Origin of the sequence: Bordetella sp. BOR01, assembly GCF_019218885.1 — a bacterium.
Lineage (GTDB): Bacteria > Pseudomonadota > Gammaproteobacteria > Burkholderiales > Burkholderiaceae_B > Bordetella_A.
Genome location: NZ_JAHUWT010000002.1, coordinates 1,167,456 through 1,182,980, shown reverse-complemented (window position 1 = coordinate 1,182,980; position 15,525 = coordinate 1,167,456). Strand labels below are relative to the sequence as shown.

16 protein-coding genes are annotated in these 15,525 nt (G+C 66.7%); 11 read left to right on the top strand and 5 right to left on the bottom strand.

The window, feature by feature from the left end:
* Window positions 1-64: 64 nt before the first annotated feature.
* Window positions 65-1,102 carry an aldo/keto reductase gene (locus KW845_RS13345; protein WP_218369696.1) on the bottom strand — a complete coding sequence of 346 codons (1,038 nt, stop codon included), beginning with the start codon at window positions 1,100-1,102 and terminating at the stop codon, window positions 65-67.
* Window positions 1,103-1,343: 241 nt separating this feature from the next.
* On the opposite strand from KW845_RS13345, the gene KW845_RS13340 reads away from it, so the two are divergent.
* The 7 genes from KW845_RS13340 (at window position 1,344) to KW845_RS13310 (ending at window position 8,475) form a co-directional block, all read left to right on the top strand.
* Window positions 1,344-2,300, top strand: coding sequence for a tripartite tricarboxylate transporter substrate binding protein (locus tag KW845_RS13340; RefSeq protein WP_218369695.1), 957 nt, complete (start codon window positions 1,344-1,346; stop codon window positions 2,298-2,300).
* Between the two features lie 196 nt (window positions 2,301-2,496).
* A complete protein-coding gene (locus KW845_RS13335) occupies window positions 2,497-3,285 on the top strand; it encodes a class II aldolase/adducin family protein (protein ID WP_218369694.1) in 789 nt (262 codons plus the stop codon).
* Between the two features lie 125 nt (window positions 3,286-3,410).
* The gene (locus KW845_RS13330; protein WP_218369693.1) at window positions 3,411-4,370 is read left to right on the top strand and encodes a tripartite tricarboxylate transporter substrate binding protein; all 960 of its coding nucleotides are present in this window, start codon (window positions 3,411-3,413) and stop codon (window positions 4,368-4,370) included.
* On the top strand, window positions 4,367-5,335 hold the full coding sequence (locus KW845_RS13325) for an NAD(P)-dependent oxidoreductase (RefSeq protein WP_218369692.1): 969 nt from the start codon (window positions 4,367-4,369) through the stop codon (window positions 5,333-5,335). The genes KW845_RS13330 and KW845_RS13325 overlap by 4 nt, the downstream gene beginning before the upstream one ends.
* Window positions 5,336-5,408: 73 nt before the next feature.
* On the top strand, window positions 5,409-6,452 hold the full coding sequence (locus KW845_RS13320; RefSeq protein WP_218369691.1) for a LysR family transcriptional regulator: 1,044 nt from the start codon (window positions 5,409-5,411) through the stop codon (window positions 6,450-6,452).
* Between the two features lie 238 nt (window positions 6,453-6,690).
* On the top strand, window positions 6,691-7,680 hold the full coding sequence (locus tag KW845_RS13315) for a tripartite tricarboxylate transporter substrate binding protein (RefSeq protein ID WP_218369690.1): 990 nt from the start codon (window positions 6,691-6,693) through the stop codon (window positions 7,678-7,680).
* Window positions 7,681-7,701: 21 nt separating this feature from the next.
* Window positions 7,702-8,475, top strand: a complete 774-nt coding sequence (locus KW845_RS13310) for an aspartate/glutamate racemase family protein (protein WP_218369689.1) — start codon at window positions 7,702-7,704, stop codon at window positions 8,473-8,475.
* A 36-nt stretch (window positions 8,476-8,511) separates the two neighbouring features.
* On the opposite strand, the gene KW845_RS13305 is transcribed toward KW845_RS13310, so the two are convergent.
* Window positions 8,512-8,763, bottom strand: a complete 252-nt coding sequence (locus tag KW845_RS13305) for a hypothetical protein (RefSeq protein ID WP_218369688.1) — start codon at window positions 8,761-8,763, stop codon at window positions 8,512-8,514.
* A gap of 187 nt (window positions 8,764-8,950) precedes the next feature.
* The gene (locus tag KW845_RS13300; protein WP_218369687.1) at window positions 8,951-9,157 is read right to left on the bottom strand and encodes a hypothetical protein; all 207 of its coding nucleotides are present in this window, start codon (window positions 9,155-9,157) and stop codon (window positions 8,951-8,953) included.
* A gap of 150 nt (window positions 9,158-9,307) precedes the next feature.
* Here KW845_RS13300 and KW845_RS13295 point away from each other — a divergent pair, with 150 nt between their 5' ends.
* Genes KW845_RS13295 through KW845_RS13280 form a run of 4 tightly spaced genes read left to right on the top strand, consistent with a single transcriptional unit; the run spans window position 9,308 to window position 13,640 of the window.
* A complete protein-coding gene (locus KW845_RS13295; protein WP_218369686.1) occupies window positions 9,308-10,048 on the top strand; it encodes a DUF3348 domain-containing protein in 741 nt (246 codons plus the stop codon).
* 10 nt (window positions 10,049-10,058) lie between these two features.
* Entirely contained in the window at window positions 10,059-12,383 is a 2,325-nt protein-coding gene (locus KW845_RS13290) for a DUF802 domain-containing protein (protein WP_218369685.1), read from the top strand.
* Window positions 12,380-13,027 carry an OmpA family protein gene (locus tag KW845_RS13285; RefSeq protein ID WP_218369684.1) on the top strand — a complete coding sequence of 216 codons (648 nt, stop codon included), beginning with the start codon at window positions 12,380-12,382 and terminating at the stop codon, window positions 13,025-13,027. The genes KW845_RS13290 and KW845_RS13285 overlap by 4 nt, the downstream gene beginning before the upstream one ends.
* A complete protein-coding gene (locus KW845_RS13280; RefSeq protein ID WP_218369683.1) occupies window positions 13,020-13,640 on the top strand; it encodes a DUF2894 domain-containing protein in 621 nt (206 codons plus the stop codon). The genes KW845_RS13285 and KW845_RS13280 overlap by 8 nt, the downstream gene beginning before the upstream one ends.
* 16 nt (window positions 13,641-13,656) lie before the next feature.
* Here the strand turns inward: KW845_RS13280 and ampC are convergent, their stop codons facing one another.
* Together ampC and KW845_RS13270 are read right to left on the bottom strand one after the other, a co-directional pair.
* Window positions 13,657-14,826 (bottom strand): class C beta-lactamase, encoded by a 1,170-nt coding sequence (gene ampC, locus KW845_RS13275; protein ID WP_218369682.1) that lies wholly within the window; start codon window positions 14,824-14,826, stop codon window positions 13,657-13,659.
* 38 nt (window positions 14,827-14,864) lie between these two features.
* Window positions 14,865-15,518 carry a PQQ-binding-like beta-propeller repeat protein gene (locus KW845_RS13270; RefSeq protein WP_218369681.1) on the bottom strand — a complete coding sequence of 218 codons (654 nt, stop codon included), beginning with the start codon at window positions 15,516-15,518 and terminating at the stop codon, window positions 14,865-14,867.
* Window positions 15,519-15,525 lie beyond the last annotated feature (7 nt).

The following is a 15,525-nucleotide window of genomic DNA, read 5'->3' as shown; positions in this document are numbered from 1 at the left end:
CAGGTGTCAGGCTCCGCAGGTGCCTGACACCATGGTGTGCCACGCCTGTCTCAGTCGTAGGGTGTCAGGCACCTGCGGAGCCTGACACCTGGGCGGCCACCTCGACCGGGCGGCCGTAGAAGGGGTAGCTGGGGTCGTTGTAGCCAGGGGCCGAAGCATGGCCCGGCGTTACCCATGCGTTGACCATGGCCTCTTCCTGCGGCGTGATCTGCAGGTCGAGCGCGGCGTAGTAGTCCTGCATCTGCGCCAAGGTGCGCGGGCCGGCGATCACGCCGGTGATCAAGGGATTGGCCAGCACCCACGCGGTGGCGAAATGGCCCGGCCGCACCCCGCGCCCGTCGCAGTAGGCGGTGAGCTCGGCAGCGATCTGCAACGATTCTTCGCGGAATTCGGTGTCCAGGATGCGCTTGTCCCCACGTCCGGCACGGGTATCGGATGCCGGTGGCTGGCCGGGGGCATACTTGCCGGTCAGCACCCCTCGCGCGATGGGGCTGTACGGCACCACCCCCAGGCCATAGTGGCCGCAGGCCGGCAATATCTCGACTTCGGGCCCGCGGTTCAGCATGTTGTAGTACGGCTGGCACACCACGGGCTGCGGCACGCCCAGGTCGCGGCACAGCCGGATGACCTCGGCGATGCGCCAGCCGCGGAAGTTCGACAGCCCGAAGCTGCGCAGCTTGCCGGCGCGGATCAGGTCGCCTATGGCGCCAATGGCCTCTTCCAGATTCTCGTCATGGAAGTCGCGGTGCATGTAAAGGATATCGATGTAGTCGGTGGCCAGCCGGGCCAGGCTGGCATCGACGCCCTGCACGATCCACTGGCGCGAATAATGCGAACGGTTGGGCACGCGCGCCACGCCGTTGCCGATCTTGGTGGCCAGCACCCAATCGTGGCGCTGCCCGCCCAGCAACTTGCCCACGACCTCTTCCGAACGGCCCTGGTTATAGACATCGGCCGTATCGATGAAATTCAGCCCGGCGTCGCGCGCCGACGCGACGATGCGTTCGGCTTCGTCGAACGGAGTCTGTTCACCGAACATCATGGTACCCAGGCACAACGGGGAAACACGCAGATTGCTGGCACCGAGGCGGCGGTATTTCATGGATTGAAGTCCTGATCGGTTGGAAAAAAGAAGACTCCAAAGCGTACTGCGAATAGGGCAATGGCGCAGCCCCGGAGAACCGCCCGCGCTGCGCCATCGGCTTGCTGTCCACCCTGCGGCTGGCAGGCCCGGCGTCAAAAACCCTTAGCAAGCAGTTCAAATAAGTTCGCTATTCGTTCATGCCCTGCTGTGACTAGACTACCGCCCAAACGCCAATCAAGAAACGCACGGAGAGACAGTCATGCAGAGAAGAACATTCATGGGCGCGCTGGGTGCCGGTGCGCTGGCGGTGTCGGGCCTGGCCAAGGCCCAGGGCGCCACCACGCGCGTCATCGTCGGCGCCACGCCTGGCGGGGGAACCGACACCGTGGCACGCACGCTGGCCGCCGAGATGGGACGCGTACTGGGCGAGACCTTCATGGTCGACAACCGGCCAGGCGCGGGGGGCAACATCGCCGCGCAGGAAATCGCGCGGGCCAAACCCGATGGCCGCACATTGCTGATGTGCTACACCAGCCATGCCATCAACGCCACCCTGTACCCCAACCTGCCGTTCGATCCGGTGCGGGGTTTCACTCCGATTTCCCATGTGGCCAATGCCCCTTCCATCCTGGTGGCGCACCCATCGGTCAAGGCCGATGACATGGCCGAACTGATCGCGCTGGCCAAGGCCGAGCCAGGTGCCCTGAGCATGGCCCTGCCCGGCATCGGGTCGGCGGGCCACCTGGGCGCGGAAGTCATCAAGATGCAGGCCGGCGTCGACCTGCTGCTGGTGCCCTACAAAGGCACCGCCCCCGCCATGAACGACCTGATCGGCGGGCAGGTCAGCCTGATGTTCGCCGGGGCCGCGCTGGCCCAGGGCCAGTTGCAGGCCGGAGCCTTGAAGCCGCTGGGCGTCAGCAGCGCGCGGCGCATGGAAGAATTCCCCGCTATCCCGCCCATCGCCGACACCCTGCCCGGCTACGATTTCAGCGCGTGGTACGGCCTGCTGGGCCCGGCCGGCATGGACGCTGCGCAGGCCAAGCGGCTGTCGCAGGCCGCCGCCGGCGTACTGGGCGACCCGAAGATCCAGCGCCGCCTGCTCGATGAAGGGCTGATCGCCGTGGGCAGCACGCCCGCCGATTTCCAGCAGTTCCTGCAAACCGAGATCTCGCGCTGGGGCAAGGTGGTGCAAGCCTCCGGCGCGCGCGCCGGCTAGCCTGGGCGCCGCACGGCGGGCCGTTCCCGGCCCGGCCGCCCCTGCCGGCCGGGGTACGGTCCCTTGCCGGCACTTCACGAACGGTGAAGGCCTGTTTACGATTGGACACTACCACCAAACCGCCATCGCTCTTAAATTGGATGGTTCCCGATGGCGCCCTGGTGGGCCATATCACTCATTCATATAAGGGAAGGCCATGACCAAGAGCGGCGTGTTGCAGATTCCGTCCATGCGGGACCAATGCTCGGAAGCGGAATGGAAGGCGCGCGTCGACCTGGCCGCCTGTTATCGGCTGGTAGAGTTGTACGGCATGGCCGACATGATGGCCAACCATATCTCGATGCGCGTACCCGATGAAGAAAATGCCTTCCTCATCAATGCGTACGGCATGATGTACGAAGAGATCACGGCGTCCAGCCTGATCAAAGTCGATCTGGCCGGCAATGTGCTGGCCAAGCCCGATTTCGGCGAACTCGGCTATGGCATCAACAAGGCCGGCTACGTCATCCACAGCGCAGTGCACGCGGCGCGCCACGACGTGGACTGTGTCATCCATACCCATAGCTGGGCCTCGATGGCCGTGTCGTCGCTGGCCTGCGGGCTGGTGCCCTCGACCCAGACGGCGATGCGCTTCCTGAAGATCGGCTATCACGACTACCAGGGCGTGGTGCTGGACACCAAGGAACAGGCATCGCTGATCGAAGACCTGGGCAATGGCGAAGCGCTCATCCTGCGCAACCACGGCGCCCTGACGGTGGGCCGCACCGTGGGCGAGGCCTTCAACTGGATGCATCGCCTGGAACTGGCGTGCCGCACGCAATTGGCGGCCCAGGCCACGCAGCAGCCGCTGCAACAAGTCTCGCCACAGGTCCTGGAAGAAACCTGGAACAACTACCAGCCCGGCACGCGCCGCCCCTATGGCGTGATGGAATGGCCGGCGCTGTTGCGCAAGCTGGACCGCCTGGACAGCAGCTACCGCGATTGATCATGCGCCGCGCCACGGCGCGCGCCAGCAGCCGTAAGAAGTCTATGCGGCTGGCGAGCAACGGCCACGGGCCGTGTCCGCCAGCCGCAGTTCCGTGCATAACGATAAAGTGGAGAGAGACGATCATGAAGACAAGCTGCATTTCCATCGTGGCGGCGGGCATCCTGGGCCTGGCCGCAGCCCTGCCCGCCCAGGCGGCCTATCCCGAGCGGCCGGTCAAGGTCGTGGTGGCATTCACCGCGGGCGGCACCACCGACAAGCTCACCCGCAGCGTCAGCGAACAACTGGCGCAACAGTTGTCGCAATCGTTCGTAGTGGAAAACCGGCCCGGCGCGGGCGGCAACATCGGCACCGAATACGTGGTGCGCTCGGACCCCGACGGCTACACGCTGATCGTCGATTCGGTCGGCCCGATCGCCGTCAACCCCTCGCTGAACAAGCTCAGCTATGATCCGCTGACCGACCTGGCGCCCATCGTGCAGATCGCCACGGTGCCCAATGTGCTGGTGGTGCCGCCCGAGCTGCCCATCAAGAACTTCGACGATTTCCTGAAATACGCCAAGTCCAAGAAGAGCCTGAACTACGGCTCGACCGGCGTAGGCACCTCGTCGCACCTGTCCAGCTTCCTGCTGATGCAGGAAATCGGCGCGAAGGACGCCACGCATGTGCCCTACAAGGGCGCCGACGCCATCAACGACCTGATCGCCGGCCGGCTCGACTTCATGTTCGCCACCGCGCCTTCGGTCATGGGGCAGATCCGCGCCGGCAAGCTGCGCGCGCTGGCGGTCAGCACCAACCAGCGCTCGCCCTCGCTGCCCGACATTCCCACCGTCGCGGAATCGGGCTTCAAGGATTTCGACGCCGGCTCCTGGTTCGGCTTCTTCGCGCCCAAGAACACCCCGCCCGAAGTGATCGCCATCATCAACAAGGGAGTCAACGCCGCCCTGCCGGGGCTGCACGACCAATTGCTGAACGAAGGCGCCAACCCGGTGGGGGGCACGGCCGAGGAATTCGATAAATTCACGCATATCGAACACGACAAGTGGAAGAAAATCGTGGACCAAGCCGACGTGAAAGCACAATGACCACTGAGCAGCCCCTGCGCATCCTGTGCTCGGAACGGGAAGCCCGCACACTTGCCCCCGGCCTGCAAGGGCTGGGGCGCGACATCGTCCTGTGCCATCCGGGCGACCCGCAGTCCGTCCAGGCCGACGTCGCGTTCATATCGCGCGACATCACCGGGCGCTCGACCAAGTTCGAGATCCTGCCCGACACCGAGCGCTTCTATGCCGCCCTGCGGGCCACCCAGGGCCTGCAATGGCTGCATGTGCACTCGGCCGGGCTGGATCGCGATGTCTACCAGGAAATGCGCCAGCGCGGCGCCCGGGTCACGGCGTCGCATGGCGCCTCGGATGCCGTGGTCGCGCAGATGGCCATCACCGGACTGCTGGCGCTGGCCCGGCGCTTGCCCCTGCTGATGCAGGCCCAGCAGCGGCATGCCTGGGAACCGCTGCTGGATGACCGCATGCCGCGCGACCTGCAAGGGCAGCGCGCCGTCGTGGTGGGCTGGGGCGGCATCGGGCAACGCATCGGGCATCTGCTGCAGGCGCTGGGCCTGGAAGTGTCGGTAGCGCGCCATGGCGATACGCCGGCGGGCGACGGCATCCGCACGGTACGCTACGACGGCCTGCGCGAACTGCTGCCCGACACGTCATGGCTGGTGCTGGCCTGCCCGCTTACGGATACCACCCGCGGCCTGGTCAGCGCCGGCATGCTGGCGGCCCTGCCCGCGCATGCCTGCCTGGTCAACGTGGCGCGCGGCCACGTCGTCGACGAACCTGCGCTGATCCAGGCCTTGCAGGCAGGCCGGCTGGGCGGCGCATTCCTGGATGTGTTCCACCACGAACCCCTGCCCGCCGCATCGCCGCTATGGGACCTGGACAATGTCATCGTCTCACCCCACAGCGCGGGCTTCTCGGATGGCAATGCCGTGCGGGTCCGGCAGATATTCGTGGCAAACCTGAAGCGCTGGCTGCAAGGCTGTTTATGATAGGGCGCCGCCCCCGTCCGGGGCAGCGGCCCGTATCGGCGCCTGCGCGCCGCAACGCCCAGGTTGCCCCGCCATGCCCGTGCCCAGCCCGCCGAGTGCTTTCGACCACGACTTCAGCGACATCCCCGACTGGAACCTGCTGCTGACCTGGGTGCTTATCGTGCAAACCGGCACGCTGGCGCAGGCCGCCCGGCAACTGGGCATTTCGCGGGCCGCGGTCTCGCAGCGGCTGAAGCAGCTGGAAACGGGCCTGGCCACCGAATTGATCATTCACGGCATGCGCCCGGCGCAACCCACCATGGCAGGCACGGAACTCTACGAACATGCCGAACGCCTGCTGCGCCAGGCATCGATCATGCGCGAAGCCATGCGCGCCTTCCATGCCGAGAAGCGGCGCATCGTTCGCTTCGGCACCGTCGAGTCCTTCGCCGGTACGCTGGGCCCCTGCCTGTTGGCCGGCCTGGGCCAATCCGGCTTGCCCGAGATACGGCTGTCGTCGGGGTTGACGCCCGACCTGGAACGCCAGCTCGAGAAAGGCCAGGTCGACATGACAGTCACGACCAGCCCCGCCATCGGCAAAGGCTCGCTGCGCAAGCACGCCCTGTTCTCGGAACGCTACCTGCTGGTACTGCCCCGCGACGCCCGCATCGACCGCACATCCACGCTGGATGGCCTGGGCCGGGCCTTGCCGTTGATACGGTATAGCGCCCGATCGGTGATCGGGCACGATATCGATGTCTACCTGAACCTGCTGGGCGTACACATTCCGCGCACCAGCGAGTTCGACACGGCGGGGCCCATACTCAGCCTGGTGTCTTCGGGCATGGGGTTCGCCATCACCACGCCCCTGTGCCTCTGGGAAGTCCGGCACTTCATCCCGCTGGTGCAGATCCACTCCATGTCGTCGCTGCATTCCCGCAAAGGCCAGCGCCTGTCGCCCCCCGAGCGCACGTTCTACCTTGGGTACCGGGACAACGAGCCGCCGGCGATCCGCCGCCAGGCCGAAGGCGTCATCCAGCGCGCGGCCGAACAACTGATGAATGACGTGATCGGTCCGGCGCTGGCCATCGAGTCGGCGCTGCTGTGGCAATCGCACGCCGGCCAGGCCCGCGGATAAGCCCTCGCCCCCATCTTCCATGCCGTGCGAACCGCACTGGCGCTTGCGAAAAGTTAAGCGACGCTTAACGCCGCACTAGGGCTTACCCTGGCTCGGCATCGGAATGCCAGCCGGCGCGCGTGGCCGAGCGCCGCTTGCTTGCTAGGCTGTGTTCCATGGCTTGCACGCCATGAACAGCGCAGCACCGCCATGCAGGCACTCTGCCTGGCGGCACGGACAACAAAGCAAGGGGTAAGCAATGAAGGCTCTGCAGGCAATCACGCGCGTACTCGGGCAGGCCGCGCTGGCATCGCTGCTGGTGGCGGCCGGCGGCGCGGCCGCACAAAACACCTATCCGCAAAAACCCATCACCGTCCTCATCCCGTTTGCCGCCGGCGGCGCGCTGGACGCCGTTACCCGCCCGCTGGGCGAAGCCTACGGAAAAGCGTATGGGCAGTCGTGGATCATCGAGAACCTGGGCGGCGCAGGCGGCACCATCGCCACGGCAAGAGCTGTCAGGCAGTCGCCCGACGGCTACCAACTGCTGATGGCCAGCAGCGGCCAGGTGTCGGTCGCACCGTTCGTGTATCCGTCGCTGCCCTATGACCCATCGACCGATCTGGTGCCCATCGTGCATCTGGTGGACAGCACCGCGGTGCTCTACACCAGCACCAAGTCGCCCTACCGTTCGGCCAGGGACCTGGTGGCGGCCGCCAAGGCAGCACCGGGATCGATCGACTTCGCACATACGGGTAGCGGCAGCGTATCGCACCTGGCGCTGGAACTGCTGCAACACGAAACCGGAGCCAGGTTCGTGGCCATTCCATACAAGGGCGCTGGCATTGCCATCGGCGACTTGGCGGGCGAGCAAGTGCCCCTGCTTTTCACCTATGTCAGCACGGCCAAGCCCATGGTCGATGCCGGCCGCGTGCGGCCCTTGGCCGTGGCCTCGGAACAGCGCCTGGCCTCGCTGCCCGACGTACCCACTTTTGCCGAGCTGGGCATCAAGAACATCATCGCCAAGCTCTGGATCGGCCTGATGGCGCCGGCCGGCACGCCGCAAGACATCGTCGACACGTTGTCCCGGCAGGTGAACGCCGAGCTGGACAAGCCCGCCATGCGGGCCCGGCTTGAACCGCAAGGCCTGGAAATCAAGGGCGGATCGGCCCGGCAGTTCCAGGACATGATCGCCAGCGATACGGCCAGATGGCGCGAGCTGTCGCAGTCGGTGAACCTGGCAGTCCAATAACCTGAAACACAAGGAAGATGTATGACTTCGATTTCGCGCCATGCCACCGGCGGAAAAACCGTCTACGGTGCGCGTGTCGGCATCCTGATGCTGGAAACCAAATGGCCGCGCGTGCCCGGCGACACGGGGCATGCCGCCACTTGGCCGTTTCCCGTGCTGTACAAGGTGGTCAAGGGCACATCGGCCCGCGTCGTGGTGCATGAAAAAAGCAAAGGCCTGAAACAGGCCTTCCTGGACGCCGCGCGAGAACTGGTACGCGAAGGGGCCGACGGCATCACCACCACAGGCGGGTTCCTGGGCATCTTGCAACACGATCTGGCCGACTACGCCGGCGTACCCGTGGCCAGCTCGTCGCTCATGCAGATTCCGCTGGTGCAGGCCCTGCTGCCCCGGGGCAAGCGCGTGGGTGTGCTGACCGTGCAGGGCGCCCGCCTGGATGCCGAACACATGGCCGCGGTGGGCGCGCCACTGGACACGCCCATCGTCGGCACCGAGCACGGACAGGAATTCACCCGCGTCCTGCTGGGCGACGAAGATTCCATGGACTACGAAAAGGCCGAACAGGATGTCGTGGCCGCGGGCCACGAACTGATGCGCAGCCATCCCGACGTAGGCGCGCTGGTGCTCGAATGCCACAACATGGCACCTTATTCCTGGCGCCTGCAAAACGAACTGGGCGTGCCGGTATACGACGTCTATACCTTCGTGCGGTGGTTCCAGTCAGGACTGGAACCCCGCAATTTCGGGTACCCCAGCACCAGCACCCCCGCCTACGGGTGGCGCGAGCGTCCCTGAAGTGCTGCCCGGGCGGCCGCAGCCGCGGCCGGCCCCCTAGCCGTACAAAGGCTCGCCGCTCTGCGATACCGATTTGACCAGGCCCAGGATCCGGTGCGCCTCGCGCTCGGCATCGTCCTGCTCGATGTAGGGACTGGAATCCGGGGGATACCACACCCGTTCGACGCCCGATGGTCCGGCTTCCTCGGAGCGGGTCGCCAACCGGATGGCGAATCCGCCCTCGGCGGCCAGAATGACGTCGCAATAAACCCTGTAGCCATTCAGCGAAACACCTGTAGCGATGTTCATATGAGTTTCCTTGGAATTGCTGCAGCAGCCGAACAACGACGCGCGGATACACCGCTTGTTGCCGCGGGTACTAAATAGCGAACCTGCCCGGGAACGAATGGCACCGCGTACCCGGACTTCAGCAAATCCCGTGCCTAACACCTACGAAACATTACCGGATCTGTCCCGATAACGCTACTGCCTCGCGCTATACCGGGGCGATCCGCCCACCCGGCGGAGACAATTCGTGCAACAGGTCATCCAGGTACACCGCGATTTCGCTGGCGTCCAGGTCGGGAGGCAGGACCAGGTCGTGCATGCGCACCCGCTTTCCTCCCACTTCGCGGTAGGCCTCCCAACCGGCACCGGATCGCAGCACGATCAGTTGAAAGCGACCATAAATATCGAATTTCACGGCGTTTTTCCATAGTGTCCCCTGACAGTAACACTTCAACAGATTCAACAGAGCCTCACGGGGGAACGGGACGTAATATTCAGAAATACAGGTAACCGGGCATCCAATCCCCTCACACCCTGTAAACTGCCGGATTTTTGACTCTGAGGTATGGTGCAAGTACCCCGGCGCACAGGTGTCAGCGGGCCGACGCTAATTCGCTTGCTTGCTCGCCTGACAGACGCCGATATTCCTCAATCCAGGCAGTCGCTTGCCGACCGGCTCAGCCTATGGCTGGGCTGGACCGATGCCATTGCCCTGTCTACGGTGCTGGACGCCGGCCCCCCGGCCGTGGCGGCGAGCGCACGGATTTCCGACAGCGCCGAAAAGCGCGAGTACGAACGCGTGCGCAGCACGCTGGCGCACGCCATTGCCGACGACCGGCCGTTCATCGCGGCGCGGCCGCGCGCACCCGCCCTTGCGCAGCACGCCGCCCCGGGTGCCGAGGCCGGCTACGCTACCTACCGCCAGCGCTACCGGGCGGTGCAGCAGGCCATGGAAACCAGCATCGCCAAGCTGCGCGGCCGCCTGCGGGCCCTGCTGGCGGCACAGACGCCCGCCATGGCCCGCCTGGCCATGGTCGATGCCATCATGGAACGCTCGCTGAGCCTGCATGAGCGGCGCCTGCTGGGCACCATACCCGCCATGCTCGAAGCACACTTCGAGCGCCTGCGCCAGGCCGCGCAAGACACTCCCGAAGCCGATGCCCAGGCCGCCGAAGCGCCCGCCACGGCCGCCCCCGCGCCGTGGCTGATCGCCTTCCGCGCCGACATGCGCAGCGTGCTGCGGGCCGAACTCGACATACGTTTACAGCCGATCGAAGGCTTGCTCGCCGCCTTGCGCGCCAACTGACCCGGACACCATGACCCGATACCTCGTTCCTTTCGTTATCTTCCTGGCAGGCCTGGCCGTCGTGGGCTGGATCGGCACCGGCTACGTAGGCTCGAATACCCTGGCGCTGGCGGTCACCCTGTTGATCGGGGCCATCTACCTGGCTGGCGCCATCGAGCTGCAGCGCTACCAGCAAGGCACCGCCGGCCTGTCGCGCGCGGTGGCGAGCCTGTCCGATGCGCCGCCCAGCCTGGCGGCCTGGCTGGACCACTTGCCCGCCGGCCTGCGCAACACGGCGCGCCTGCGCATCGAGGGCGAACGCGCAGCGTTTCCCGGCCCCAGCCTGACGCCCTACCTGGTCGGCCTGCTGGTGCTGCTGGGCATGCTGGGCACCTTCCTGGGCATGGTCGCCACCCTGCGAGGCACCGGTGTGGCGCTGGAAAGCGCCGTCGACCTGCACGCCATCCGGGCATCGCTGGCCGCACCGGTCAAGGGGCTGGGATTCGCCTTCGGCACCTCGGTCGCGGGCGTAGCCACCTCGGCCGCGCTGGGCCTGCTCGCGGCGCTGGCCCGCCGCGAACGGATCCGGGCGGTGCAACAGCTCGATACCCAGATCGCCACCACGCTGCGTACGTATTCCCAAACCCACCAGCGCGAACAGAGCTTCCAGTTGCTGCAGCGGCAGGCCGACGCCATGCCCGTGCTGGTCGACCGGCTGCAGGCCATGATGGCCGCCATGGCGCAGCAAACCCAGGCGCTGAACGAACGGCTGGCCGCCAGCCAGGACGCCTTTCATGGACAGGCGGATGCCACCTACACCCGCCTGGCCGCCGCCATCGAGCAGGCACTGAAGCAAAGCGTGACCGACAGCGCCGCAGCCGCCGGCGCGGCCATCCAGCCGGCCGTCCAGGCCACGCTGGCCGGCCTGGCCCGCGAGACTTCCGCCTGGCAGGACACGCTGGCACAGGCCGTGCGCCAGCAACTGGACGGGCTGTCCGGCCGCTTCGAAGCCACCACCAGCGCCGTGGCCGATATCTGGACGACGGCCCTGGCGCAACACCAGCGCGCCGGCGAAACGCTGGCGCAAGACCTGGGCGCGTCTTTGCAGCAATTCAGCGACACGTTCGAACAACGCTCGGCCAGCCTGCTGGATGGCGTATCGACCCGCCTGGACGCCACGGCGGCCGGCATGGCCACGGCCTGGACCGGCGCACTGGCCCAGCAGGAGCACACCAGCGCCAGGCTGGCCGACGATCATCAGCGCGCGCTGACAGCGGCCACGGCCAGCCTGGAACAGCATTCGGCGGCACTGCTGCGCACCGTGAACCAGTCGCACGCCGACCTGCAGGCCGAGCTGGCCGCCCGCGACGAGCAGCGCCTGGCCGCCTGGCATGCCTCGCTGGACGGCATGGCCGGCACACTGCGCCAGCAATGGGAACAGGCCAGCACCCACGCCACCGAGCGGCAGCAGCAGATCTGCGACACCCTGGCGCACACCGCGCAAGATATCTCGGCGCAAACCCAGGCCCACGCCCGCGACACCATCACCGAAGTCGCGCAGCTGGTGCACGCCGCCGCCGAAGCTCCCAAGGCCGCCGCCGAAGTCATCGCCACCTGGAACGCCTCGCTGGACGACATTGCCGGCACGCTGCGCCAGCAATGGGAACAGGCCAGCACGCACGCCACCGAGCGGCAGCAGCAAATCTGCGACACCCTGGCGCACACCGCGCAAGACATCGCGGCGCAAACCCAGGCCCACGCCCGCGACACCATCGCCGAAGTGACGCAACTGGTGCAGACCGCCGCCGAAGCCCCCAAGGCGGCGGCCGAGGTCATTGCCGAATTGCGCCAGAAACTATCGGACAGCATGGCCCGCGACAACGCCATGCTGGAAGAACGCAGCCGCCTGATGGAAACGCTGGGCACCCTGCTCGATGCCGTGAACCATGCGTCGTCCCAGCAACGCACCGCCGTCGACGAACTGATCGCCACCTCGGCCGGCCTGCTGGACCGCGTCGGCACCCAGTTCACCGACAAGGTCCAAACCGAGACCGGCAAACTGGGCAGCGTGGCCGCGCAAGTCACTGGCAGCGCCGTCGAAGTCGCCAGCCTGGGCGAAGCCCTGGGCACCGCCGTGCAGTCGTTCGGCCAGTCCAGCGACAAGCTGGTTGATCACCTGCAGCGCATCGAAGCCGCCCTGGACAAATCCCTGGCGCGCAGCGATGAGCAACTGGCGTACTACGTGGCCCAGGCCCGCGAAGTGATCGACCTGAGCGTCATGTCGCAAAAGCAGATCCTTGAAGACCTGCAGCAATTGGCCAGCCAGCAGGCGCGCGCCGGCAGCGAGACAGCATGAGAGAAGACATCGACGCCGGCGTAGAGCCCACCGCCCCCGCCTGGGCGGTTTTCGGCGACCTGATGTCGGTGCTGCTGGGCGCCTTCGTGCTGATCCTGGTCAGCGTCATCGGCGTGCAGCTCGAGCTTTCGTCCCGGCTGGAAGCCGAAGTCAAGCAGCGGCAAGAAGAAACGCAGCGCCGCGTGGAACTGGAACACGCCCTGGCCGGGCCGCTGGCAGCGGGGCGGGTCACGCTGGTGGATGGCCGCATCGGCATCAGCGGCAGCGTACTGTTCGCACTGAACTCAGACCAGTTGCAGCCCGAGGGCCTGGAAGTGCTAAAGAGCCTGGTCGGGCCCTTGTCGGCCTATCTGCAAACGCGCAATGAAGTCCTGATGGTCAGCGGCTTCACCGATGACCAGCCGGTGCACGGCAACAACCGCCGCTTTGCCGACAACTGGGAACTGTCCGCCCAGCGCGCCCTGACGGTCACCCGCGCCCTGATCGAGCAAGGCATCGCGCCTTCGTCGGTGTTCGCGGCCGCGTTCGGCGCCGAACAACCGGTGGCCTCGAACGCCGACCCCGACGGGCGGGCCAGCAACCGGCGCGTGGAAATCGCGCCCATTGCCCGTCCGTCCGACGACCGGGTGCAGGCCGATGGGTGACGGCCGCGCCGCTGACATCCAGGCCACGCTCCAGGCCTGGCGCGAGCGCGGGGCCGATCGCGCAGACCCACTGCGCTTTCACCTGATTGCAGCGATGGCTGCGCGGGCAGCCCGCCATGACGGCGACGCACGCCGCGTGCTGGATGACCGGCTGGCCGAACTGGTGGGGCAGTATGAAGCGCGGCTTGCAGACACGGGCCTGGCGGGCAGCGTCGATGCCCAGGCGCCAACGCATCCGCCCGCGCCCGGCACGCTGGCCGCGCTGCTGGAACACATCGCGGCCCCCGTCGCGGCAGATGCGGCGTCCGACCGGCGCGGCCGCTATCCCGAACTGGACCTGCTGGACTACTTCCAGGCCACCTGGGCCCGGCTCAGCACCGACCGGCAATTGCGGCAATCGCAAGAACAAGTGCACGAGAACGCCGGGCCGCTCAACTCAAACCACCTGGTGCATCGCGCGCTGTCGCTGATGCGCGAACAGTCGCCGGGATACCTGCACCAGTTCCTGTCGTACCTGGATGCGCTGTCGTGGGTAGAGCAACTGAACAACAATGGCGGCCTGGCTGCCAAGCCCGCCGCGCGCGCCAGGAAAGGCGCACGCACGGCGCGCTAGCTGCGCGCAGGCACGGCTAGGGTGTGCGTCGACTCAATGCGGTGATGATGTCATAGGCCACCCGCACCCGCGCGTCGATCGGGAAATTCTTGTTGGCCAGCAACACCACGCCCAGCCGCTGCCGGGGCACGAAAGCCATGTACGCACCGAAGCCGTTGGTCGAGCCTGTCTTGTTGATCCAGGCATCGGCGCGGGGCGCCTGCGGCGGGTCGATGGCCGCCACCGCCGTGGGCTCGAAGATCAGCGCGGTGGCGTTGCCCGCCATCAGCGCCTGCAAGCTCACCGGATAGGGATACTGTTCCCAGATCAGGTCCTGCATCATGGGCCCGGCCTGGAAATAGGCCACGTGCGTCTCCGCGATGGCGCGCCGCAATGCCGGATCGAGGTCCAGCATGCCCATGTTGGCTTGCATGAAGCGCACCATATCGGCCGCCGTGGTCTTCACGCCGTACGCTTGCCGCCACAGCACGCCGGGCGCCAGCCGGATCGGCTTGCCCACTGTGGTGTAGCCCTGGGCATACGATGCCATGCCGCTGGCGGGTACATCGATGTACGTATGCGTCATGCCCAGCGCCGGAAACAGCCGGCCTTCGGCCAGCGTGGCGAAATCCTGCCCCAGGCTGCGAGCCGCCACCAGGCCCAGCGTGCCGATCCCCGGATTGGCGTAGGTGCGGCGCGTGCCGGCCGGATAGGCCGGGCGCCACGCCTTGAAATAATCCATCAGCCCCGCTTCGTCGCGGATCTGGTCGGGTACCTGCAAGGGCAGCCCGCCCGCGGTATGCGTGCCCAGGTGAAAGAGGCTGACCTTGCCGAACTCGGTGCCGCGCAGCTCGGGCAGGTACTTGCCGATAGGGTCCGACAGCGACAAGCGGTTCTGCGCCTGCGCCCAGGTGGCCAGCGTAGCCGTGAACGTCTTGCTCAACGAGCCGATCTCGAACAGCGTGCCGGCCGCCACGGGCCGGCCGGTTTGCAGCGACTGCACGCCATAGTTCAAGACCCGGGGTTGGCCCTGCACCACCAGGCCCACCGCCATGCCGGGAATCTGGTACTGCTGCATCAGGGGCAAGACGGCCGCATCCACCACGCGGCGGATTTCCGCCGGCGCCTTGCCAGCGGGTGCGGCGGCCACCGCGGTGCTTATCGCCAGGCCTGCGAACGCGGCGGCACGATAACTGCGGGACTTCATTGCTGGGGCTCTCCTGGTACTGCGCCGGAGCCGCCAGCTTAACGTGCTTGGGGTGCCGGGGATTGCGCGGGCCGGCGCACCACCCGGACTTTGCCGCTGGCACCCCCGCCGCAATAGAACTGCCCATGGCCATCGGACTCCAACCCCGACACGCCCGCGCCGGCCGGCATCTGCAGACTTGCCAGCACCTGGCCGGTGCGCGGATCGATCTGGCGCAGTTCGCTGGCGTCGTCTTCCCAGGTGCCATGCCACAGTTCGCCCTCGACCCAGGTCACGCCGGTGACATAGCGGTTGGACTGCAGCGTGTTCAGCACCTTGCCCGTGTGCGGATCGACCTGGTGAATCTTGCGGTTCTTGTAGTGCGCCACCCACAGCATGCCTTCGGCCCAGGCCAGCCCGGAATGACCGTCGCCTTCGGGCGTGGGAATGGTGGCCAGCACCTTGCCTGTGTGGGGATCGATTTTCTGGATACGGTTGCCGGCGATCTGGAACAAGACCTGTCCATCGAAGGCCGTACCCGCGTCGGCGGCGGCAGCGATACTACGGGTCACCTTGCCGCTTTCCGGATCCAGCGCCTGCAGCTTGTCGCCGGTGGCCAGCCAGACCTGCCGGCCGTCGAAGCTGACGCCGTGTACCTGGTCGATACCCGGGAACGGGCCATATTCGCGAATGATTTCAGCAGCTTGGTTCATGTCGGCA